We start from the raw sequence: 21,111 nt of genomic DNA, 5'->3' as shown, positions 1-21,111 counted from the left end.
CGATGACCGTTCAAGAAACTGCCCTCACATCCAACATGACACCGGAGCTGGTAATTCAGCGTGCAAGGGACATGATCCCCTACCTGCAAGAACAAGCGTCCAAAGCCCAGGCCGAGCGCAAAGTACCTGAAGAAACCGTCGCCAAAATGCACGACGCTGGATTTTTCCGGGTACTGCAACCCAAGCGCTGGGGCGGCTACGAGATGGATCCGCAAGTGTTTTTCGAAGTGCAGATGGCCCTGGCCGAAGGCTGCATGTCCACTGCCTGGATCTACGGCGTCATCGCCGTGCACAACTGGCAGATTGCCCTGTTTGATTTGAAAGCGCAGCAAGATATCTGGAAAGACGACACCAGTGTTCTAATCGCTTCGTCCTATATGCCCGTTGGTAAAGTCGAACCCGTTGAGGGTGGTTTTAAATTCAGTGGCCGCTGGGCCTTTTCCAGTGGTTGCGATCACTGCGACTGGGTGTTTCTGGGCGGTGTTGTACCGCCGACAGCCGACAATCCAGCCCCGGATTACCGCACCTTTCTGGTACCCAGAAGCGATTTCAAAATCGTCGACACCTGGCACACCTTTGGTCTGCAAGGCACCGGCAGTAACGACATTGTCGTGGAGGATGCATTTGTGCCTGACTACCGGACGCACCGTTCACTGGATGGCTTTCACGGTACCAACCCCGGCATCGATTCCAAGACCGTACCGCTTTACCAGATCCCGTTTGGTCAGTTGTTCCCGCGCGCCGTGTCCGGCTCTACCATCGGTGCCACTCAGGGCGCGATCAACGCGTATCGCGACGTGGCCTCGAAACGCGTGGGAACTAATGATGGTTCCAAAACGGCAGAAGACCCCAATGCGCAAATGGCCGTGGCCCGTGCCCAGGCGCTGGTGGATCAGCTGAAGATGAAATTATTCAGCAACATGGATCAATTGATGAGCGATGCCCGTCAGGGCCAGGCCACCGACATGACCACCCGCATTCAGTACCGCTATGAGTCAGCGGCGGTGCCGGAAGCCTGTCTGGAAGTCGCGCTGGAACTGCAAAAGATGTGTGGCGGTCGTGCAATTTTTACCAGCAGCCCGCTGCAGCGCTTTGTACTGGACATTCTCGCCGGGCGCGCCCACGTTGCCAATAACCCCTATAAATTTGGCACCAACTACGGCGGTGTGCAACTGGGCCTGGAAAGCAACGATATTTTCTTGTGAGAACCCTATGACACAGAATGCGAGCAAACCCCGTGTGGTGTTAGTCACCGGTGCCAGCCGCGGCGCCGGCAAGGGCATTGCCCTGGCCTTTGGCAGCGAAGGTGACATTATCTATGTCACCGGCCGCAGCCAGCAAGAAGGTGACGCACCATTGCCCGGAACCGTGTTTGCTACCGCAGACGACATCTGTCGCCGCGGTGGCACTGGCATCGCGGCGGTCTGCGATCACGCAGACGACCAACAGGTAGCGGCGCTGTTTGAGCGCATCGCCGACGAACAGGGGCGGTTGGATATCCTCGTCAACAACGCCGCTCACGTCCACGACGATCTGATCAAACCCGGCGGCTTCTGGACCAAGTCTATCGACCTGGTGGGCATGATCGATGTGGGCTTGCGTTCCAGTTACATCGCCAGTTGGCACGCAGCTCAGATGATGACCGCGCAGGGCTCCGGCCTGATCGTTAACACCGGCTCCTTTGGTGCACGTTGCTACATGCACGGCCCCGCTTACGGCGCACAAAAAGTCGGGCACGATAAAATGGCCTGGGACATGGCGCACGATCTGCGTCCGTTCAACGTCGCCAGCGTGTCCCTGTGGATGGGCATGCTCAAGACCGAGCGCACGGACCAGGTCATGCAACAAGAACCGGAGAAATACGCCGGATTTCACGAGCTGGCAGAGTCACCGGAATTTACCGGTCGTGTGATCAGCGCCCTGTATCGCGATCCGCAATTAATGGACAAGTCCGGGCAAACGTTTGTCGGTGCCGAACTGGGCCAGAGTCTGGGTGTCGAGGACATTGATGGCAAACAACCGGTTTCCCACCGTGACATGCTCGGTGCTCCGTTTGAGTTCAGCGCCGCGGTGGTTGAGTAATTCTATCCATAAAAACGCAGAGATAACCCTATGTCATTACCACTTCAGCCAGAGAGCCAATACGTCACGCTCGACGGTGACCTGAAACTGCATTACACCACTCAGGGCAGCGGACCCGCCGTTATTTTTCTGCAGGGCAGCGGCCCCGGTGCCAGTGGCTGGCTCAATTTCCGCTACAACGCCAACTACTTTGCCGACCACGGATATCAGGTCATCATCCCGGACCTGCCAGGTTTCGGCGACAGTGACAAACCGGACCTGGATTACAGCCTCGACTTTTTCACCGACACCCTGCTGGCCTTTGCCGACAAGCTGGATCTTTCCCGCTTCGCCCTGGTGGGCAACTCGCTGGGTGGTGCAGTCAGTATTGGCATGGCACTGAAGGCGCCTGAACGGGTCAGCCATTTGATGCTGATGGGCTGTGGCGCGCTGGAAGATCAGGTCACCTACTTCCAGACCATGGAAGGTATCCAGGCCATGACCAAAGTACCGCTCGGCTCGCCGGAGTTCACGCCCGCTTACCTGAAAGAAGTCCTGCAGTTGATTGTGTTTGATCCCAAACACATTACTGACGAACTGATCGCGGAGCGCTTCCGGGTTTTGGCGACGCAAAATCCCAGTGTCTTCACCCGCATGTCCACCCCGAACCTCACCGAACGCCTGGCGGAAATTCAGTGTCCGGTGTTGGGCTTCTGGGGGGCCAACGACAAATTTTGCCCGGTCAGCGGTGCCGAAAAACTCGCCCGCCACTGCCGTGACGCCCAGGTAATCACCCTGAGCCAGTGTGGTCACTGGGTGATGATCGAATACCCCGACTTGTTCAACCGCCGCTGTGTCGAGTTCCTGCAACAGACCACGGCCAACGCGTAAGCACACAACCAGGACATCTCATGAGTTTAACTGAACAGCAACATCAACAACTGGGCCTGGAGCTCTATCAGGCCATGCGCGAGTGTCGCACGCTGGCACCTTTGACGGACCGCTACGCGGATATCGATATTGAAGATGCCTACCGGATTTCCGAAGCCATGCTGGCGGCCCGTCTTGAGCGCGACGGCGAGAGCATCGTCGGTAAAAAAATTGGGGTCACCTCCGCGGCGGTGCAAGACATGCTCGGCGTCTTCCAGCCTGACTTTGGTTTTCTCACCGCGCCCATGGCAATCCCCAACCGCGGCGAGGCGAAAATTGCCGGCAATCTGATACAACCCCGCGCCGAAGCGGAAATTGCCTTCCGCTTGAAAGCCGACCTGCAAGGCCCCGGCGTCACCGAGGCGGATGTACTGGCAGCCACCGAGTGCATTTTGCCCTGCTTTGAGATTGTCGATTCGCGCATTGACGACTGGAACATCAAAATTCAGGACACCGTGGCGGACAACGCATCTTGCGGAGTGTTTGTACTCGGCGATGAAGCCATCGACCCTCATAGCGTCGACTTGCCGAATCTGGAAGTGAAAGTGTACAAAAACGGCGAACACATCAGTAGCGGTAAAGGCTCCGCTGTGCAGGGCAATCCCCTCACCGCCGTGGCCTGGCTGGCCAATACTCTGGGGGAATTCGGCATACCTTTTAAAGCCGGCGAAGTGATTCTGTCCGGTTCACTGGTGCCACTTGAACCCGTGGTTGCCGGCGATGAGATGCATATGGAACTGATTGGTCTGGGCAGCGCCACCGTGCGTTTTAGCTGAAGCTGATCAGTCCGACATTGAAAGTGATTGTTAAATATAGACAGTGTTCTTTAAACACAGTGACAGGAATTGACCATGAACAAAAAATTACGCGCCGTGATTATCGGCCCCGGTAATATCGGGACCGATCTGTTAATGAAAGCCATGCGCAGTGACTGGATCGAACCGGTCTGGATGGTCGGCATCGAAGAGTCCGAGGGCATCAAACGCGCTCGCGATTTCGGCATGAAAGTCTCCACCAGTGGTGTTGACGGCATGCTCGATGCCGTCGAGGAAGACAACATTCAGATCGCCTTTGACGCCACCTCAGCTTACGTCCACGCGGAAAACTCGCGCAAGCTGAATGAGAAAGGCGTGCTCATGATTGATCTGACACCCGCCGCCATCGGCCCCTTTTGTGTGCCGCCGGTGAACCTTAACGATCTGCTGCAAGAAGGGCGCAAGGAAAACGTCAACATGGTCACCTGTGGCGGTCAGGCCACCATTCCCATGGTCAACGCCGTCAGCCGCGTGCAAGAAGTGGATTACGGTGAAATTGTTGCCACCGTGTCCTCCAAATCTGTCGGTCCGGGCACCCGTAAAAACATCGACGAATTCACCCGCACCACCGCCAGCGCCATTGAACAGGTGGGCGGCGCCAAAAAGGGCAAGGCCATCATTGTGGTTAACCCCGCCGAGCCACCGCTGATCATGCGCGACACCGTTCACTGTCTGACCAAGGAAATACCGGATCAGGCTCGCATCACCGAATCGGTGCAGGAAATGATCAAAGAGGTTCAGAAATACGTCCCCGGCTATCGCCTCAAAAACGGTCCGGTATTTGACGGCAACCGCGTTACGGTGTTTCTGGAAGTGGAAGGCCTGGGTGACTTTTTGCCCAAGTACTCCGGCAATCTGGACATTATGACCGCCGCGGCGTTACGCACCGCCGAAATGTACGCCGAAGCGATGGCCAACGGCCAGCTGGCTTAACCGGAGAGATGCACACATGAGCTCAACAGAATTGAACCCCACCCATTTTAAAAACCGCAAAGTCACGCTGCACGATATGTGTCTGCGCGATGGCATGCACCCCAAGCGTCACCAGATTTCTCTGGCTGAAATGATCGACGTAGCCACCGGACTCGACGAAGCGGGTGTGCCGCTGATCGAAGTCACCCATGGCGACGGTCTGGGAGGCGCCTCCGTCAACTACGGTTTTCCGGCCCACACCGACGCGGAATACCTGGGCGCGGTGGTGCCAAAGATGAAAAACGCCAAAATTTCGGCGCTGTTGTTGCCCGGAATCGGCACGGTAGATCACCTGAAAATGGCTGCCGATCTGGGTGTCAGCACCATTCGCGTTGCCACCCACTGCACCGAAGCCGATGTCTCCGAGCAGCACATCGGTCTGGCCCGTCAAATGGGTCTCGACACCGTCGGCTTTCTGATGATGGCCCACATGATCAGTGCAGAAGAGTTACTGCAACAGGCTCTGCTGATGGAATCCTACGGCGCGAACTGCCTCTACTGCACCGACTCCGCAGGCTACATGCTGCCGCACGAAGTGACCGAGCGTATCACCCTGCTGCGCGCCAACCTGAAACCGGAAACCGAACTGGGTTTCCACGGCCACCACAACCTGGGACTGGGTGTGGCGAATTCCATGGCCGCTGTGGCTGCGGGCGCCAACCGCATTGACGGCTCTGCCGCTGGACTGGGCGCCGGCGCCGGCAACACGCCGCTGGAAGTGTTTGCCGCCGTGATGGATCGCATGCAGGCCGACACCGGGGTGAACATCTTTAAACTGATGGCCGTGGCCGAAGAACAGATTATTCCGATGATGGATGAACTGGTGCGCGTCGATCGCGATTCGCTGACGCTGGGTTATGCCGGTGTCTATTCCTCCTTCCTGCTGTTTGCCAAGCGTGCCGGTGCCAAGTACGGCGTGCCTTCCCAGGATATCCTGCTGGAAATGGCCAAACGCAAAGCCATCGGCGGTCAGGAAGACCTGATCGAGGAAGTGGCGATGGAAATGGCTAAAGCCCGGGGTTGAGATGAAGTTTTGCAGTGAGTGTGGACACCGGGTTGAAAAACGGGTGGCGGCTGACGACCCCATCCCGCGTTTCCGCTGCACACACTGTCATTACGTGCATTACCAGAACCCGAAAATACTGGTTTCATGCTACGCCACCTGGGAAGACAAGGTGCTGTGGATTCGACGTGGCACCGAGCCTTTTAAAGGCAAGTGGGCGGCACCATCAGGGTTTATGGAGGAAAACGAAACTCTGGTGGAAGCCGCCGCCCGCGAACTCTATGAGGAAACGCGGGCACGTGTCGATATGGATAAAATGTCCCTGCACATGGTTGGTAATTTGACCCAAATGAACCAGGTCTATATCGTGTTTCACGCGCCCTTGCTCTCGCCGGAGTTTGCCACCACACCGGAAGCCGAAGAAGCCCGCCTACTGACGCTGGACGAGTTTCCGTTTGACGATTTTGCCTTCCCGGAAGTTGTGGAAAACGTCAGTTTGTTCTACCGAGACATACAAAATCAACACTTTAACGTATACCTGGGGACATTGAAAAACGGTGTCAATCAGGTCATACAAAATGACGATAGCCACCTTCACCGATTATGACTGAATTCTCAAACACACTGGCTGACAGATTGGCGCGGCTGGAAGCCATCGAAGCCATTAAACAGCTAAAAGCCCGTTATCTAAGTGCCTGCGACCGTAAACAGGTGGAAATTATTCGCGACTGTTTCGTAGATGGTCCAGTGCTGATTGACTACGGCCCAATCGGCCGCTTTGAGCACCGCGAGGGACTCATCGAAATCTTTAACCAACTGGGCAATCACGATTACATCATCGATATGCACCACGGTCAGAACCCGCAAATCGATATCCTAAGCAGCACCCAGGCACGCGCCACCTGGCAGCTGTACTTTCACCAAATTAACCGCCAGGAAAAACTCGTCACCCAACTGGGAGCGTTTTACGACGATGACTATGTGCGAATCGACGGTAAATGGCGTATTAGCACCACCATCTGTACCGTGACATCACAATTGGTTACGCCCCTTTCCGAATGAGCTGCGCATACAGCGCAGCTTCTCCTCAACTTAAAAATGGACCGAGCTTGATGTCCACCCGGTCGATGGTAGCGGGGAAAGGCCCCTGCCCCGGATAGTCTTCGGTCACTGGCGCACCGGCATCAAAGCCCACGTCCAGGATCTCGCTCAGCCCTGCCATGGTGACAATGGTTTTCTCCACCGACCCTTGGCTATTGGCTATTGGCTCAACGTTAGCAAAAATTGCGACCTTGACGCCACGCATAAAACCCGGCCCATCGGGCGTAAATTCGTAGCGCAGACGCACCTTGCCCGGCGCCAGCGACTCGCTGGCCTCAATGCGGAATTGATCCTGTGGTTTGGTTGACGCGGCCAGGGCATTCTCTCGGGCACGTTGTTGGCCCACCAGCCCTCGTGATAATAGGGCCTGTCAGGCACTCAAGCTGCTAACCGCCATCAAAAAACCAGGCGATAGTGGCGGGGATATAAACGCAACACCAGGGTGCCATGCTCATCATCAACACCCAGGCAATGCGCAAGAGGGAGTCAACGGCCTCGGTGCTGCCGAGGTACCATCGCTGCCTGCTGCACCACCGCTCAGTCAAATTTGCAAACACCCTCTGACAAAGGCACCGGCTGACAGTTGTAAATCAACCGTCCACGCTCCCCGAGCCGATGATCCAGGCGGTACAGTATGGCCTTTGATGGCGCAATACTGGAGGCAGCCTCTTGCTGCAGTTGCTCCGCCGGGCGTGGATAATCCGCCCAATCCAGCGGCGCCCGCCAACCCGGAGGTGCCGCCACCCTAGCCCGAACGCCATTAATCGGGTACAGGCTGCGCCATTCTTTAATCGCCTGCGCCATGCTCGCCACCTTCTCAGGGTACTGATCGACCAGATTATGCTCTTCAAAGGGATCACGCTGGATATTAAACAGTTCGTTGCGGATACGAATTTCAGTCAGGTCCTGCTCTACCCATTGCACCAGCTTCCACTGCTCATCAAACGCGGTGAAGTTGAACGAACCATAGTTGGGAATTTCGGAACCAAAGAATATTAAGCCATCGCGATTAATGGATTCACCCTTTTGAATGGCAGGCCACATATTGATGCCGTCAAATTGCATCACATTGTTTGGCTCAATGGCTGCAGCTGCGGCCAACGTAGGAAACACATCCATAACGGTCATAACCTGATCGAGGCGTTGCCCGGCTTTTATCTGCTCTGGCCAGCGTACCATCGACACCACCCGTATACCCCCTTCGTACGTTTCGGCTTTACCGCCACGCAGAGGCGCATTATTGCCCCCACCCTGAGTAAACACCCGGCTGGCACCGTTATCAGAAAAAAACAAAACCAGAGTGTTGTCCGCAATCCCTTCGCTGGCCAGAGTTTGCAGAACTTGTCCTATGGCTTGATCCATCGCGTCGACGACAGCCGCATACAAGGGCACGCGAGTTTGGGCTCCTGCTGCCTTGGCTGCAGCCGACAACTGATCCGACGTGCTGCGTGCTGGCGGCCGCTGATCTGGCAAGTCACGATATTTTTGTTTCAGGTCGGCAGGTGCATCAAGTGGCTCATGTGGAGCAAGAAACGGCAAATACAGAAAAAAGGGTTTGCTTTTGTCACGCTGTTTAATGTATCCCTCCGCCTCGTTAGCCAGCAAAAAAGTTTCATAACCCTTGTCATTTATAGAGGCGCCGTTGCGCTGAAAATCCTTGCCACCAAGGTTGGCAAACGGCGGGTAAAATCCCACTTCGGTGTGCAGGTGGCCATAGAATTCCTCAAAGCCGCGAGCATTGGGGTGAAACGCTTGCTGTGAGTGCCCGAGGTGCCACTTCCCAACAATGGCAGTCTGATAACCCGCCTGCTGGAACGCTTCAGACATAAAGTGTTCATCAGTATGAACACCGCCATTATCCCACGGTAAGATCACACTGTAGGCGACGCCCAGCCGAATGGGATCACGCCCGGTCATCAATGCGGCGCGGGTCGGGGAACACAGGGGCGCGGTATAAAATCGATCCAGCACCATGCCTTCAGCCGCCAACTGATCGAGGTTGGGCGTATCAATCTTAGAGCCTCGAAATCCTACATCGGCCCAACCAAGATCGTCTGCAACAATGACCACCACATTGGGACGTTGTTGACTCCAGGTCTGGCAAGAAAACAACAACAAAAAGAAACCATTCAGCAACATTGTTATTTTCTTTTTCATCGACACACCTTCTGTAAGCGTTATTTTCTTTATCCTATGCTGCCAAAATATGTTTCGTTTTTCCAACCGTCAGCTACTATATTTGAGATTATGATTAGTCTAAAAAGACTAACAAGCTGGACTTAATCAAGTCACATATCGATTTAAATGAATCTTATAAGATCGGGTTTTTACACACTGACAGACAATTTATTTTTGTATGAGGGTATTTGCAACGGGAAGATGTGCCATCATCGTCAATCACTTAAACACAGGTTGTTGTTGTTTTGTAACATACCTACTGAAGGTGTTATTCTCTTTCTCCAAAGAGCCACAACACCAACCTGCGCTATCGCTATGCACAATTAAATGATTTAGGCTAACTGACGCAAACCGACAAGCTACTTCGACATGCAAGCAATTAAACTTAACAGCGATCAACCGTTACAAGGCTGTAAGTCTTTGCTGACAACCTGCAGTTCGCATTTACCCTTGCGGAACTCCTCGCCCAAACACGTCATCCCAAACCCTGCACTGGATATTGATCTTCGGACTGGCCTGGCAAACTGCCATTGTTGATACACAGTTTTCCAAACCACAGATTCCCTGCCACCACAAATCACCACCACGGGGTGCCACCATGGCCAGTTTGCTTGTGTGAGTTTCAAGGGGGGTGCCACGACGGGCTGCAAACAAACCACAACCGGGCGCAGGAAAGCGAATCGAACCGCCGTCACCGGTTGTGTGGGTCACAGGCAGGACACCCACAGCCACCGCCGAACCACCCGAGGAGCCGCAGGCGGGACAGATCCCAAAGACAAGGGAGCTGTGAGTGATTGTTTCAGCTATTGACGCCTGTTTATTTCAGGTATGACAAACACTATATCGCTTTTGACTTGCTGGCTTTCTTTTTCACTGTCCGCTTGCCTTCAGACGGAGCATCGTTTGGCTGGTCAACAGAGGTAAGCGCCTGGGGTTTAATCATTTTATCCTTGGGCAGAATCCGCCCCCAGCGGTAATCGTATTTCAGCGTTTTCACCCCCAGGGACGTTTCCACGTGGCGGACGCCGGGCATGGTAACCACATGCTGGTTGACCAGCTCAACCAACTCTTCCCCCGACGAAAACAGCCCCGTTGCCAGGATTTCATAGCGCCCCAGGGTGGTTGACACAAAACGCACAAACGACAGTTTGGATAACGCCTCGGCGGTCTCGCGAGCGGTGGCCAAATCTGCCCGGATGCCCATAAACGCGACAAAACAACTCTGATGGTACGCCACCGTAGTCACCGGCATAATGCTGATGATGTTTTCCTGTTGCAGTCGCCGAATACGGCCGCGCACCGTGCCTTCCACAATCCCCAGTGCCTGGGCGATTTCGCGGTTGGAAATACGTGCATCGCGCGATAAAAATTCCAGAATTTTACGATCCACATCATCCATTTGATAGGTGGTCATTTGGGAATGCTCCTTAACGTCGTCGCGAGATTAGAGCGGTACTTGAACACATCCAGAGCAAAAGCCGTGTCCAGCCCGGAGATGCCCCGCACCGCAGCCAACTCCTCATGCACGATCTGACTGAGTTCCTCGTGATTGCTCGCCGCCACCAGAATCTCCAGATCAAACCGGCCCGTGGTCAGGTTGACACTGAAGACTTTATCCAGCTCGGCCAGTTCCAGGCCCACTTCTTCCGCCGAGCGGTTTTCCACTTCGACCCCAATGGCCATCAACACGTCATAGCCAGCGGCGTAATAATCCGTAATGGCGACAACCCGCATCACTTCCAGTTCATCCATACGCTGCATGCGCTTGCGCACGGTCGACGGTGTCGAGTCCACCCGGGCGGCGATGTCCGTTACCGGCATGCGACCATCGATGTTCAGGGCCTCTATGATCCGTATATCCAGATCGTCGAGTACACACGATTCATGTTCTACATTTTTCAATACATCCCTCCCGGCACAATAGCCTGCAATTACGGTGTCCACTCCCGGCATGGCCGCGAGCCAGAATGCCCAGTCCCGTACAACAGCGCCTCACACCAATTAGTCCATTTGAGTAATATATTAAATTATAATTACGCATTTTTCACTAAAAAAGATTGTCCGAAATACATTATACGTATTAATATTTTCATCACATGAAAGGGCAGCAGATGCTCTTTTCTCTGCTGTGTTGTCAAACAGAGTGACAGACTCTTCTTCCAGGTTTCAGTCACTTTCCAGCAGAGTCATACATTTTCTGAATAAAGGTTCCCATTATGCACCGTGATGACCTCACTGCCCGAATTGACCGGCTGGAGTCCCTGGACGAAATCCGTCAACTTGCCGCCAAATATTCTCTGTCACTGGATATGCGCGACCTGGATGCCCACGTTAACCTGTTTGCCCCGGACATCAAAGTCAGTCGCGACAAGCAGGGGCGTCAACACCTGAAGCACTGGCTCGACGACACCCTGCGCCTGCAGTTTACAGGCACCGCCCACCACATCGGCAACCACATCATTGAGTTCGACAGCCCAGATACTGCCCACGGCATTGTGTACTCCAAAAACGAACACGAAACCGGCGACGAGTGGGTCATTATGCAAATGATCTACTGGGACAACTACGAGCGCATCAACGGCCGCTGGCTGTTCCGTCGCCGCCTGCCCTGTTATTGGTACGCCACCGATCTCAACAAACCACCCATTGGCAGCAACAAAATGCGCTGGCCTGATCGCGAACCTTACGAGGGCGCTTACCACGAACTGTTTCCATCGTGGCAAGCGTTCTGGAGTAACCCGCCCAGCGAAGAACTTCCCGAAGTGGCCGCACCGGCACCGCTGGAAGAATTTTTAAACACCATGCGCAAAGGCAACCCCGATCCTCGCATTCGCGTACGCTAAGTAAGGACCCAACATGTCACAGAATATTTTATTCAGCCCTACACGCCTGGGCGACATCGATATTTCCAATCGCATCGTCATGGCGCCCATGACCCGCAGCCGTGCACTGCCCGACGGCACACCCAGCCCCGAGGCCGTGGAGTATTACCGCCAGCGCGCATCCGCAGGCCTGATCATTACCGAGGGCACCTACCCCAGCGAAACCGGCAAAGGGTATTGCCGCACCCCCGGCCTGGTCAGCGAACAACACCGGGCGGGTTGGCAGCGCGTCGTCGACGCCGTCAAGTCACGCAATGGCGCGCTGGTGATGCAACTGATGCACTGCGGCCGCATCGTCAGCCACGACAATCAGGCCGAGAATGCCGAGTGTGTTGCGCCATCGGCCATTCCGGCCAAAGGAAAAATGTATACGGACACTCGCGGTATGGTGGATTTTGATACCCCTCGCGCCCTGCTCACCGAAGAGATCCCCAAAGTCATTGAGGAGTATCGCCAAGCCGCCCAAACGGCGTTTGACATCGGTGTTGACGGTGTTGAGTTACATGCCACCAGCGGATACCTGCCCGCGCAGTTTTTATCCTCCGGCAGCAATCAACGCAGTGACCAATACGGCGGCAACGTCAGCAACCGCATCCGTTTTGTGGTTGAAGCGCTGGAATCATTGATTGCAGTACGAGGCTCTGGCCGGGTGGGATTGCGCATTTGTCCCGGAAACCCTTTTAACGACCTGCACGACGACAACCCGGACGAAACCTTCAGTGAGTTACTGAAAGCGATTAACCCAATGAAGCTGGCCTATCTGCATGTCATTCGAATGCCCTCTGGCCCCGTCGACAATCTGGCGCTGGCCCGCCGCCACTTCACCGGCCCCCTGATTGTCAATGACAGTTACAGCGCCACCGAAGCCACCACCACGCTGACAACCGGTGAGGCTCAAGCCGTGTCTTTCGGGCGGGACTTTATCGCCAACCCGGATCTGGTGGAGCGGCTGCAACAGCAGCGTGATCTGAGCCCGTTTGATCACAGTACCCTTTACACCTCTGGAGCTACTGGCTACACCGATTACCCCCCAGCGCCATAAACGTGTCCCGCACACGACTCGTCCGAACTGACTAGATAAATCACCCGCCCGCACTCCGTTCCGCCCCCGCTCTCGTGGGCGGAACGCATAAATCCCACAATAACTGCTAGAAAATCAACGCGTTACCCCTCCACCCCCCCCAAAACCACCATATTCGTATTTATAATTTGATATTTTTACGATTTAATGCAATATTAATCACACAGATCACCAATAAAGAAAATAAACAAGCCAAAAACCAACAATAAAATAAAAACAACAGGAAGGGAGAGACCCCAATGCTTCCAGGTCACACTGCCCCTGCAGACGTCATCCACACCTCCTATATAGCAATGACCGGCCGCCGGATTCGCAACTCGTTGCACTTGACGCTACCTGGGAAAAGGCTCTCCATGGGCTCTTAAGACAGGCTACAGAGCCGCAACCTGCGACGGAAAAACAAAAAACGGAACATCGTTAACGACCAGAACATCTTTGGCATGCAAACCAAAGACTGATTCAAATGCATCCTCAGTGCACTTTTACCCGGCCTCGTGCCGGGCTTTTTTCACCTTATAAAAATTACGTCACCCCAAAGGAGAGACTTATGATGTATCAACGCCATGCCCTGCCGCTCGCCATAGTCCTGGCCAGCTGCGGCTCCCTGACCCACGCCGACGGCGCGATTGAAGAAGTGATCGTCACCGCACAAAAAAGAGAGCAATCACTGCAGGATACCCCCATCGCCATTTCCGCCTTTGACTCGTCCAGCTTGGAACAGCGCGGTATTCAGGACGTCAGCGACGTGGGGCAATTTGCCCCCAATGTCCAAATTGCCAAAACCCCGGGTAACAGCACCGGCGCCACCATTGGTATTCGCGGCTCGGTCACGTTTAATCCGGCCATTACCTGGGAGCCTACCGTGGGCATGTATATGGACGGCGTGTTCCTCGGCAAAAACCTGGGTGGTATTTTTGATATTGCCGACCTGGAACGCATCGAAGTGTTGCGCGGCCCGCAGGGCACCCTCTACGGCAAGAACACCATTGGCGGTGCGGTCAACCTGATTACCCGCAAGCCCAGTGGCGAGTTCAGCGGCAATGTGAAAGCCACCATGGGCAACGAGGATTACTACTCTCTATCCACCAGCATTGATACCCCCAGTGTCGAATTGCTCGGCGGCAGCCTCAACACCAACCTGGCACTGTTGCAGGAAACCCGGGATGGTTTTACCCGCAATGTCGCCGATCCGCTTAACAATCCCATGGCGGGCCCATCGTCCAGCGATGACTTTGGCAATATCGACAATCAGGTCGGGCGCTTCAGCGCGCTGTGGAGCAGCGACCGTGCCGAGGTTCAGTACACCTACGACTACAGCAACAACGACACCAATCCACCGGCGGCCCAGCTGACCGACGTTCCGGCCGGCGCTGCACTGGATATTGGTGGCGGCATCTTGCTGCCGGTGGACGGTGTACTGTCCCCCTACGTCACCAGCGACAGCAAGCGCTCTGCTGCCATCAGCTCGGATCAGTCCCGCTACGAAAAGGCCAAAACGCAGGGCCACGCCCTGCACCTCAGCTGGGACATGGGCGAGCTGGGTTTTTTGGGAGACACCGCCTTCAAATCCATCACCGCGTATCGCACCATGGACTGGGGCGACTGGATTGACATTGATGGCAGTCCGCTGGACTTTTTCCACTCCTCCCGCGATGTCAGTTACGATCAGGTGTCGCAGGAATTTCAACTCCTCGGCCAGACCGAGCGTACCCACTATGTCCTCGGACTGTATTACTTTCAGGAACAGGGCGACATTGAAAACCTGATCAGCTTTATGAGCATTTATGGTTTTCCTGCCAGCCACAACGAATACGGTATGGACAACACCTCTTTGGCCGCCTTCGGTCAAATCGACTGGCTACCGTCCTGGGCCGCGCTGGAAGACCGTCTGACTCTGACGTTTGGTTTGCGCTGGACCAAAGAAGAGAAAGATCAGTACATCTCCCACCCGGATTCGGCGGTGGTCATCCCCTACACCGAAGCCGACGACACCTGGACCAATGTGTCACCGAGCTTGGTTGCCTCCTGGGCGCTCACCGATGCCATTAACGTGTACGGCAAGGTCAGCCAGGGCTGGAAGTCCGGTGGTTTCAATGGCGAAGCCACCAGCCAGGACACCTTCCTTGCCTCCTACGACCCGGAAACCGTCACCGCCTACGAGCTGGGGTTAAAATCCCGCTGGCTCGACAACCGCCTGCAGGTGAACGCCGCTGTCTTCCAGAACCACCTGGAAGACATGCAGTTTTCCGTGTTTCTCAGCGGCAGTGCCGGCGCGTCGACGGTGGACAATGCCGGCCAGGCCGAAGTCACCGGAGCAGAAATCGAAATCATTGCCCAACCGCTCGACAATTTGCAGCTCAACCTGAGCTACGGTTACCTCGATCCGGAGTACAAGGAATTTCTGGAAATCGATCCGGCTAGCGGCCAGATGGCGGATTTCAAGAATCAACGTGACTTTCCTTACGCCGGCCGTAACACCGCCAGCCTCGGTATTGACTACACGGTGGGCAGTTACGATTGGGGCACGATCCTGGCGCATGTGGACTGGAGCTATCAGGATGACTTTGTCCCCTACGTCGACCCCGCGCTCAATACCGCCGGCCAGATCAAAAGCTACGACCTCATCAATGCCCGCCTCAGTCTGACGGATATTGATGTTGGCAATGGCCAGGCCATACAGGTGGCGCTGTGGGGGAAAAACCTGACCGACCAAGACTATCGACAAAACACCATTCCGTTTGGCCTGTGGACCACCAGCTACTTCGGCGATCCGCGTACCTACGGCCTGGACGTGCGTTACGACTTTTGATGCGCTGATATCAAATCGTTAACAACAAAAAAGCCGGCGCAAGCCGGCTTTTTTGTTGTGACTACGCATTCAGTTAAAAGAAATACGACCCACCATTGGCCACCAGCACACTGCCGGTGCAGAAGCCGGCCTTGTCACTGGCCACCCAGGCCACCGCCGCCGCCACTTCCGAAGGCTCCGCCATACGTCCGAGTGGCACAGACTGCTCCATGCTCTTGATCCACTCCTCAGGGATACCGGCCATTACCGGTGTATTGGTAGGCCCCGGCGCTACGGCGTTAATGCGAATACCGCGCCCTGCCACTTCCCGCGCCAACCCCCTTGTCATACCGATCAACGCCGCTTTGCTGGTGACGTAGTGCACCGCACCTTCTCCGGATTGAGCAGAGGTCGAAGATATATTGACGATGGAGCCGCTGCTTCCCAGCTCAGTCATGATCCGGATGGCCTCGCGGGAACAGTAAAACGCCCCGTCGAGATTGACCCCCATCACCGTGCGCCAGCCACGATCCTGCATGTAGATGGTGTGATCAGCATGGGTGGTGGGGGTCTTGCCCTCGGCCAATTCAGCATTGCGCTTGGCCAGTAACCCGTACATCTCATCGCTGCCATCGTCTGGCGCACGGCCAATACCGGCATTGTTCACCAACACGTCAACGCAACCCCAGCGTTCACGCACCTGATCGAAGGCCTGCTTGACCGCCACGCTGTCACTGATGTCGCAACCCAGCGCCAGGTGCTGTTCGGGCTCACCGGTAGCCTGCAAGGTTTCCGCCAGCGCACTCTCGTTCAGATCCAGTGCCGCCACCCGCGCGCCGGCGCGGGCAAATTCACACACAATGGCCCGTCCCATACCCTGCCCGGCACCCGTTACCACCACCACTTTACCGTCAAAATCCTGCTGTCTCTCTGTCATCATGTTCACCTGTTATCAATCTCGGTTTATCCCATTTTATGAATGTCGGGCTGATCGAAAGCTATTGCGCCGGCGGTGGCGGCACCACCAACTCCGACGCCTTGCCGCCGTCGACCGACAGGCACACGCCGGTGACATAGCTGGCATCGTCCGACAGCAGAAACGCCGCTGCGCCGGCCACCTCATCGGGCTCACCCATGCGGTTCATGGGCACGCCACCGGCAACGGCTTCGGTATAGCCGGGCACTTCACTCAGCGGTCCAGTGGTACTGGGCGTTGCGATCACACCCGGGGCAATGGTGTTGACCCGCACATTGTGCGGAGCACCTTCCATGGCGGCACTTTTGGAAAAGTGAATCAAGGCGGCCTTGGACGCGGAATACGCCGACATGTTGGCGATCGCCAGTAACCCGTTAATGGAGGCTATGTTTAGAATGGCGCCACCGCCCTGCTCGATCATCTGCCGCAGTGCAGCGCGGGTAGCCACATAGATGGAATCCATATTGACGCGGAAATCCTGCTGGAACGTCTCCAGGTCGGTGTCGACAATCGACCCCCAACCCACACTCATGGCGTTATTCACCAGTGCATCCAGTCGTCCATAGCGCGCCACCACGCCCTCAATCATGGACGCCAGTGCCGTGACGTCGGCGACGTCCACCACCTGTGCCTCAACCACCCCTCCGGCGTCGCGGATGCTGGCCACCGCTGCGTCCAGGGCCTCCTGGCGCCGGGCACAGATAATGACCCTCGCTCCTTCCTGCGCCAAGCGGCTGGCAATCGCAAAACCAATGCCGCCACTGCCTCCGGTGACGACCGCCACCTTGTCTGCAAATCTGTTCATCTGTTGCTCCTGTCAATCAATACGACGGTTTACTTTGCGCTGAATCCTCTTGTACACCCAGCCGGCAGCGGGTCGAACTCAATCGCTGCCAATATACACCCTTAAAAACCGGAAAAAAACGTTATTCGTATTATTTGACAATATATTTACGAATAAAGTAGATTTAACAGCCTTTAAATAACCATTTACATCAATAATTATCAAATAAAATTCATAAGCCCGACAGAAAACAGTCTTTGAATGCATCGCAACGCTGGCGAAAGGCGAGGATCAGAAAGCACGGTTCCCACCCGTACTGATAACACCGGCGTGACAGTGATAAGCGTCCACAGGCGCCAAACGGCATCGGCGGCGGCCACTGTCGTACTCTGGGGCGCCAACAGCGTATTTTTTCTACCTCAAGCAGGAGTGACACCATGAGTCCTTACACCCCCAAGGTTGCCCTCGTTACCGGCGCCAGCCGCGGCGCAGGCAAAGGCATTGCCCGCGCACTGGGCGCGGCTGGCATGATTGTCTATGTGACCGGCCGCTCCGACACCTCAGCCAGGGGCAGACTGCGCGGTGAAACCCTCCCCGGCACCGTGCACCAGACTGCAGAAGAAATTACCGCCGCCGGTGGCCAGGGCATTGCAGTGATTTGCGATCACAACGACGACGCCCAGACCCAAGCGCTGTTTGAACGCATCGAGCAGGAACAGGGCCGGCTGGATATTCTGGTCAACAACGCCGCCTTCGTGCACGAAAACCTGATCGATCCCGGCGGCTTCTGGGAGAAACCCCTGGATCTGGTGAAAATTCTGGAAGTGGGCCTGCGTTCCGCCTACGTCTGCTGTTATTACGCCGCCCCGCTGATGATCCGACAGGGGCGTGGCCTGATCACTTTTACCTCATCGTTCGGCTCTTCGTGCTACATGCACGGTCCTGCCTATGGCGCCCAGAAAGTGGGTTACGACAAGTTTGCCGCCGACATGGCGATAGATTTGGAAGGAACGGGCGTGGTGGTCAATTCTCTGTGGCTGGGCCCTATGCGCACGGAACGTACCGACATAGTGCTCAAGCACCGCGGTGAGGAATACGATGGTTTTATGGCTCAGGCAGAGACGCCGGACTTTAATGGCCGTGTCATTTTCGCCATCGCCAGCGACAACAACGCCGTTGAGCGCAGCGGCCACACGCTGGTCAGCGCTGAAGTCGCCAGAGAGTATGGCGTCACCGATCTCGATGGTCGCGATCGTCCCTCCTACCGCAATAGGTTGGGGGGACCCCGCATCCCGCACCCGGCGAAGGTGATTTGAGCTTGCTCTTTACCAGCGCCCAATTGGCGGATTGCCGCACAGGGTATTTGGGGCCAATGCAGGCAGCCAGGATCTGATTGAAACAGATGACCTAGCTGAAAAAACCAGACACATCAGGCACCCGATCAAACCAGGGCTGGGCCTTTTCCAGTCGCGCCGCCAGTTGCAACAAGGTGTACTCTTCACCGTAACGGCCGGCAAACATGACTCCGACCGGCAGTCCCGATTCGGTCCAATGCAACGGAACCGACATGGCTGGCTGTCCCGTCGCGTTATACAACATGGTGAAGGCCGAGGCGTTAATGGCTTCGCGCTCATAGGACGCATTATCCTGATTGAGACTTAACTTACCCAACTTGACCGGCGGTGTCGCCAGGGTGGGTGACAACAAGACATCGTAGTCTCGCTGCAGCTGGGCGACGTCGCGACTGATTTGCTCCAGCGCCTGTTGCGCATGAAATAACTGCTCTGCCGTTTTTTGTTTGGCGCCCTGATAATGCAGCCAGGTAATGGGCTCCAGATCCTGTTCCGTCACCTCGCGTCCCAATTGCAGCTCTCGCTGTTGAATGCGATCAACCAAACCGGCAGCCATCACAATGCCAAAGGCACCAAAAAACTTGCGCGGATCAACCGGCAAATCCACTTCGTCCACGTTGTGTCCCAGAGACTCACACAGTTTAGCCGCCTGATGTGCCGCCTTGTGACATTCCGGGTCAACCGGTGAATGAGTGAGCGGGGTGCGAATCAAGCCTATGCGCAACGCGCCGGGTTCCGTTTGTGTGGCTTGATAAAAGTGATTCTTCGGCCGGGGCGCGATCAGGGTCTGGCCGGGCTCAGCCCCCCAGGTCACATCCAGTAACGCCGCGCTGTCGCGCACACTGCGTGACAGCCCGTGAATGACTGACAAGGTCGAACTCAATTGCACCGGCCCGTGAGGGGTGCGGCCACGACTTGGCTTCAAACCAAACAATCCACAGCAGGACGCAGGAATACGAATCGAACCGCCGCCATCGGTGGCGTTGGCCATGGGCAGGATACCCGCCGCCACCGCCACCGCCGCCCCACCCGAGGAACCACCGGATGTGCGGGATAAGTCCCAGGGGTTATGGGTATCCCCAAACAATATCGACTCTGTGGTCGCAGTCCCGCCAAATTCGGGGCTGGCGGTTTTACCAAAGATCACCAAACCCGCCTGCTGATAACGCTGCACAATCGTGCTGGTGTAATCGGGCCTGGCCGTCTCAAAAAAACGTGAGCCGTTGGTGGTCACAGTACCTTTCAAGGCCATACCCAGGTCTTTTAACAAAAAAGGCACACCCGTAAAAAGACCGTCGTTCAAACCACTCTCAATCGCCGTTTCTGCTCGATCATCAAAGCGTTCAACCACGCAATTTAACGTCGGATTTAACGCTGCAGCAAGTTGAGTCGCGGTGCGCAACAATTCCCCCGAGCTGACCTCCCGCTGTCGTACCAACTCTGCCAACCCCAAGGCGTCATAACGACGGTACTCTTCAAACGACAGAGCGCCTGTCTTGGCAGCCAGCAATGGCGATGAGAGTCCCGCAGCCCCCAGAGACAAGGGCACGGTGAGCGATTGTTTGAGCAATTGACGACGGTTTATTTCAGACATAGCAAACCCTATATAGCTTTTGATCTGGTGGTTTTCTTTTTCTCTGTACGTTTGCCTGCGCAGGGACCATCCCTTGGCTCCAATCCTGTGACCAGGATCTCATTGGGTCCGGAGTCATTGACACAAATCCCACAAACGACAGTCTGGATAGCGCTGGGCAGTTTCGCGCTGAAGCCAAATCAGCACGGAGCCCCATAACGCCCCAAAACAATTCTGGTGATAGGCAACCGGAGTTACCGGCATAGAATACGGCACACGATCCGGCAGCGTAGTCGCAAGCCAGAGTGCTCAGCCTAAAACAACAGCAGCTTATGCCCAATAGTCCGTTTGAGTAATACAGCAGGATGGAATTACGGTTTTCCAGCAAACAAATGCGGTATGTGTTTTTCGTATAAACATGTTCAACACATGCGAAGACGGCAAATGTACCTGTGTCTGCCGTGCTCCCTGACTCATATACTTCCTGCGCAAAGGCTCCCGTTATGCAACGCGATGGCTTCGCTGCCCGGCTGGAATCGCTGGACGGGATCCATCAACTTACCGCCAACGCCAATTAGTCTCTATCGCTGGATATGCGCGACCTGCGTGCCCACG

20 protein-coding genes are annotated in these 21,111 nt (G+C 55.6%); 12 read left to right on the top strand and 8 right to left on the bottom strand.

The window, feature by feature from the left end; genetic code table 11:
• The first annotated feature begins 2 nt into the window (after positions 1–2).
• The 8 genes from G8770_RS11025 (at position 3) to G8770_RS10990 (ending at position 6,843) form a co-directional block, all read left to right on the top strand.
• Positions 3–1,205, top strand: coding sequence for a flavin-dependent monooxygenase (locus G8770_RS11025; protein WP_167186232.1), 1,203 nt, complete (start codon positions 3–5; stop codon positions 1,203–1,205).
• 7 nt (positions 1,206–1,212) lie between these two features.
• On the top strand, positions 1,213–2,082 hold the full coding sequence (locus G8770_RS11020; protein ID WP_167186229.1) for an SDR family NAD(P)-dependent oxidoreductase: 870 nt from the start codon (positions 1,213–1,215) through the stop codon (positions 2,080–2,082).
• A 30-nt stretch (positions 2,083–2,112) separates the two neighbouring features.
• Positions 2,113–2,952 (top strand): alpha/beta fold hydrolase, encoded by an 840-nt coding sequence (locus G8770_RS11015; protein ID WP_167186226.1) that lies wholly within the window; start codon positions 2,113–2,115, stop codon positions 2,950–2,952.
• A 20-nt stretch (positions 2,953–2,972) separates the two neighbouring features.
• Entirely contained in the window at positions 2,973–3,767 is a 795-nt protein-coding gene (locus G8770_RS11010) for a fumarylacetoacetate hydrolase family protein (protein WP_167186223.1), read from the top strand.
• Between the two features lie 75 nt (positions 3,768–3,842).
• On the top strand, positions 3,843–4,739 hold the full coding sequence (locus G8770_RS11005; RefSeq protein WP_167186220.1) for an acetaldehyde dehydrogenase (acetylating): 897 nt from the start codon (positions 3,843–3,845) through the stop codon (positions 4,737–4,739).
• Between the two features lie 16 nt (positions 4,740–4,755).
• A complete protein-coding gene (gene dmpG / locus G8770_RS11000; RefSeq protein ID WP_167186217.1) occupies positions 4,756–5,802 on the top strand; it encodes a 4-hydroxy-2-oxovalerate aldolase in 1,047 nt (348 codons plus the stop codon).
• A 1-nt stretch (position 5,803) separates the two neighbouring features.
• The gene (locus G8770_RS10995; protein WP_167186581.1) at positions 5,804–6,388 is read left to right on the top strand and encodes an NUDIX hydrolase; all 585 of its coding nucleotides are present in this window, start codon (positions 5,804–5,806) and stop codon (positions 6,386–6,388) included.
• A complete protein-coding gene (locus tag G8770_RS10990; protein WP_167186214.1) occupies positions 6,385–6,843 on the top strand; it encodes a nuclear transport factor 2 family protein in 459 nt (152 codons plus the stop codon). Before G8770_RS10995 ends, G8770_RS10990 begins: the two co-directional genes overlap by 4 nt.
• Before the next feature lie 25 nt (positions 6,844–6,868).
• Here the strand turns inward: G8770_RS10990 and G8770_RS10985 are convergent, their stop codons facing one another.
• The 5 genes from G8770_RS10985 to G8770_RS10965 form a co-directional block, all read right to left on the bottom strand.
• Positions 6,869–7,228, bottom strand: coding sequence for a hypothetical protein (locus tag G8770_RS10985; RefSeq protein ID WP_167186212.1), 360 nt, complete (start codon positions 7,226–7,228; stop codon positions 6,869–6,871).
• Positions 7,229–7,419: 191 nt separating this feature from the next.
• Positions 7,420–9,039 (bottom strand): sulfatase-like hydrolase/transferase, encoded by a 1,620-nt coding sequence (locus tag G8770_RS10980; protein ID WP_208022195.1) that lies wholly within the window; start codon positions 9,037–9,039, stop codon positions 7,420–7,422.
• A 465-nt stretch (positions 9,040–9,504) separates the two neighbouring features.
• Positions 9,505–9,828: an amidase family protein gene (locus G8770_RS24395; protein WP_425050364.1), complete on the bottom strand. Its 324-nt coding sequence runs from the start codon at positions 9,826–9,828 to the stop codon at positions 9,505–9,507.
• Positions 9,829–9,898: 70 nt separating this feature from the next.
• A complete protein-coding gene (locus tag G8770_RS10970; protein WP_167186209.1) occupies positions 9,899–10,474 on the bottom strand; it encodes an Lrp/AsnC family transcriptional regulator in 576 nt (191 codons plus the stop codon).
• On the bottom strand, positions 10,471–10,962 hold the full coding sequence (locus tag G8770_RS10965; protein ID WP_167186206.1) for an Lrp/AsnC family transcriptional regulator: 492 nt from the start codon (positions 10,960–10,962) through the stop codon (positions 10,471–10,473). Before G8770_RS10965 ends, G8770_RS10970 begins: the two co-directional genes overlap by 4 nt.
• 314 nt (positions 10,963–11,276) lie before the next feature.
• Here G8770_RS10965 and G8770_RS10960 point away from each other — a divergent pair, with 314 nt between their 5' ends.
• The 3 genes from G8770_RS10960 to G8770_RS10950 all read left to right on the top strand — a co-directional run bounded on the left by G8770_RS10960 (position 11,277) and on the right by G8770_RS10950 (position 15,832).
• Positions 11,277–11,903, top strand: coding sequence for a nuclear transport factor 2 family protein (locus G8770_RS10960; protein ID WP_167186203.1), 627 nt, complete (start codon positions 11,277–11,279; stop codon positions 11,901–11,903).
• Positions 11,904–11,916: 13 nt separating this feature from the next.
• Positions 11,917–12,984, top strand: a complete 1,068-nt coding sequence (locus tag G8770_RS10955; protein ID WP_167186200.1) for an alkene reductase — start codon at positions 11,917–11,919, stop codon at positions 12,982–12,984.
• Between the two features lie 586 nt (positions 12,985–13,570).
• Complete coding sequence (locus tag G8770_RS10950) at positions 13,571–15,832, top strand: TonB-dependent receptor (protein WP_167186197.1); 2,262 nt, start codon at positions 13,571–13,573, stop codon at positions 15,830–15,832.
• A 73-nt stretch (positions 15,833–15,905) separates the two neighbouring features.
• On the opposite strand, the gene G8770_RS10945 is transcribed toward G8770_RS10950, so the two are convergent.
• Positions 15,906–16,748, bottom strand: a complete 843-nt coding sequence (locus G8770_RS10945) for an SDR family NAD(P)-dependent oxidoreductase (protein WP_167186194.1) — start codon at positions 16,746–16,748, stop codon at positions 15,906–15,908.
• A 61-nt stretch (positions 16,749–16,809) separates the two neighbouring features.
• Complete coding sequence (locus G8770_RS10940) at positions 16,810–17,592, bottom strand: SDR family NAD(P)-dependent oxidoreductase (protein ID WP_167186191.1); 783 nt, start codon at positions 17,590–17,592, stop codon at positions 16,810–16,812.
• Between the two features lie 416 nt (positions 17,593–18,008).
• Between G8770_RS10940 and G8770_RS10935 the strand changes: the two genes are divergently transcribed.
• The gene (locus G8770_RS10935) at positions 18,009–18,887 is read left to right on the top strand and encodes an SDR family NAD(P)-dependent oxidoreductase (RefSeq protein WP_167186188.1); all 879 of its coding nucleotides are present in this window, start codon (positions 18,009–18,011) and stop codon (positions 18,885–18,887) included.
• A 91-nt stretch (positions 18,888–18,978) separates the two neighbouring features.
• Here G8770_RS10935 and G8770_RS10930 read toward each other — a convergent pair whose 3' ends face one another.
• Positions 18,979–20,517: an amidase gene (locus G8770_RS10930; RefSeq protein ID WP_167186185.1), complete on the bottom strand. Its 1,539-nt coding sequence runs from the start codon at positions 20,515–20,517 to the stop codon at positions 18,979–18,981.
• Between the last annotated feature and the right edge of the window lie 594 nt (positions 20,518–21,111).

Origin of the sequence: Pseudomaricurvus hydrocarbonicus, from assembly GCF_011602365.1 — a bacterium.
In the GTDB taxonomy this organism is placed as follows: Bacteria; Pseudomonadota; Gammaproteobacteria; order Pseudomonadales; family Cellvibrionaceae; genus Pseudomaricurvus; species Pseudomaricurvus hydrocarbonicus.
Note: the sequence above shows the minus strand (reverse complement) of the source record. Positions and strands in the feature narration are given on the sequence as shown.

What these genes read in the sequence shown, in the direction of transcription:
- G8770_RS11025 (WP_167186232.1), top strand. Translation starts at nt 3, where the DNA reads ATGACCGTTCAAGAAACTGCCCTCACATCCAACATGACACCGGAGCTG.
- G8770_RS11020 (WP_167186229.1), top strand. Translation starts at nt 1,213, where the DNA reads ATGACACAGAATGCGAGCAAACCCCGTGTGGTGTTAGTCACCGGTGCC.
- G8770_RS11015 (WP_167186226.1), top strand. Translation starts at nt 2,113, where the DNA reads ATGTCATTACCACTTCAGCCAGAGAGCCAATACGTCACGCTCGACGGT.
- G8770_RS11010 (WP_167186223.1), top strand. Translation starts at nt 2,973, where the DNA reads ATGAGTTTAACTGAACAGCAACATCAACAACTGGGCCTGGAGCTCTAT.
- G8770_RS11005 (WP_167186220.1), top strand. Translation starts at nt 3,843, where the DNA reads ATGAACAAAAAATTACGCGCCGTGATTATCGGCCCCGGTAATATCGGG.
- dmpG (WP_167186217.1), top strand. Translation starts at nt 4,756, where the DNA reads ATGAGCTCAACAGAATTGAACCCCACCCATTTTAAAAACCGCAAAGTC.
- G8770_RS10995 (WP_167186581.1), top strand. Translation starts at nt 5,804, where the DNA reads ATGAAGTTTTGCAGTGAGTGTGGACACCGGGTTGAAAAACGGGTGGCG.
- G8770_RS10990 (WP_167186214.1), top strand. Translation starts at nt 6,385, where the DNA reads ATGACTGAATTCTCAAACACACTGGCTGACAGATTGGCGCGGCTGGAA.
- G8770_RS10980 (WP_208022195.1), bottom strand. Translation starts at nt 9,039, where the DNA reads ATGAAAAAGAAAATAACAATGTTGCTGAATGGTTTCTTTTTGTTGTTG.
- G8770_RS10970 (WP_167186209.1), bottom strand. Translation starts at nt 10,474, where the DNA reads ATGACCACCTATCAAATGGATGATGTGGATCGTAAAATTCTGGAATTT.
- G8770_RS10960 (WP_167186203.1), top strand. Translation starts at nt 11,277, where the DNA reads ATGCACCGTGATGACCTCACTGCCCGAATTGACCGGCTGGAGTCCCTG.
- G8770_RS10955 (WP_167186200.1), top strand. Translation starts at nt 11,917, where the DNA reads ATGTCACAGAATATTTTATTCAGCCCTACACGCCTGGGCGACATCGAT.
- G8770_RS10950 (WP_167186197.1), top strand. Translation starts at nt 13,571, where the DNA reads ATGATGTATCAACGCCATGCCCTGCCGCTCGCCATAGTCCTGGCCAGC.
- G8770_RS10945 (WP_167186194.1), bottom strand. Translation starts at nt 16,748, where the DNA reads ATGACAGAGAGACAGCAGGATTTTGACGGTAAAGTGGTGGTGGTAACG.
- G8770_RS10940 (WP_167186191.1), bottom strand. Translation starts at nt 17,592, where the DNA reads ATGAACAGATTTGCAGACAAGGTGGCGGTCGTCACCGGAGGCAGTGGC.
- G8770_RS10935 (WP_167186188.1), top strand. Translation starts at nt 18,009, where the DNA reads ATGAGTCCTTACACCCCCAAGGTTGCCCTCGTTACCGGCGCCAGCCGC.
- G8770_RS10930 (WP_167186185.1), bottom strand. Translation starts at nt 20,517, where the DNA reads ATGTCTGAAATAAACCGTCGTCAATTGCTCAAACAATCGCTCACCGTG.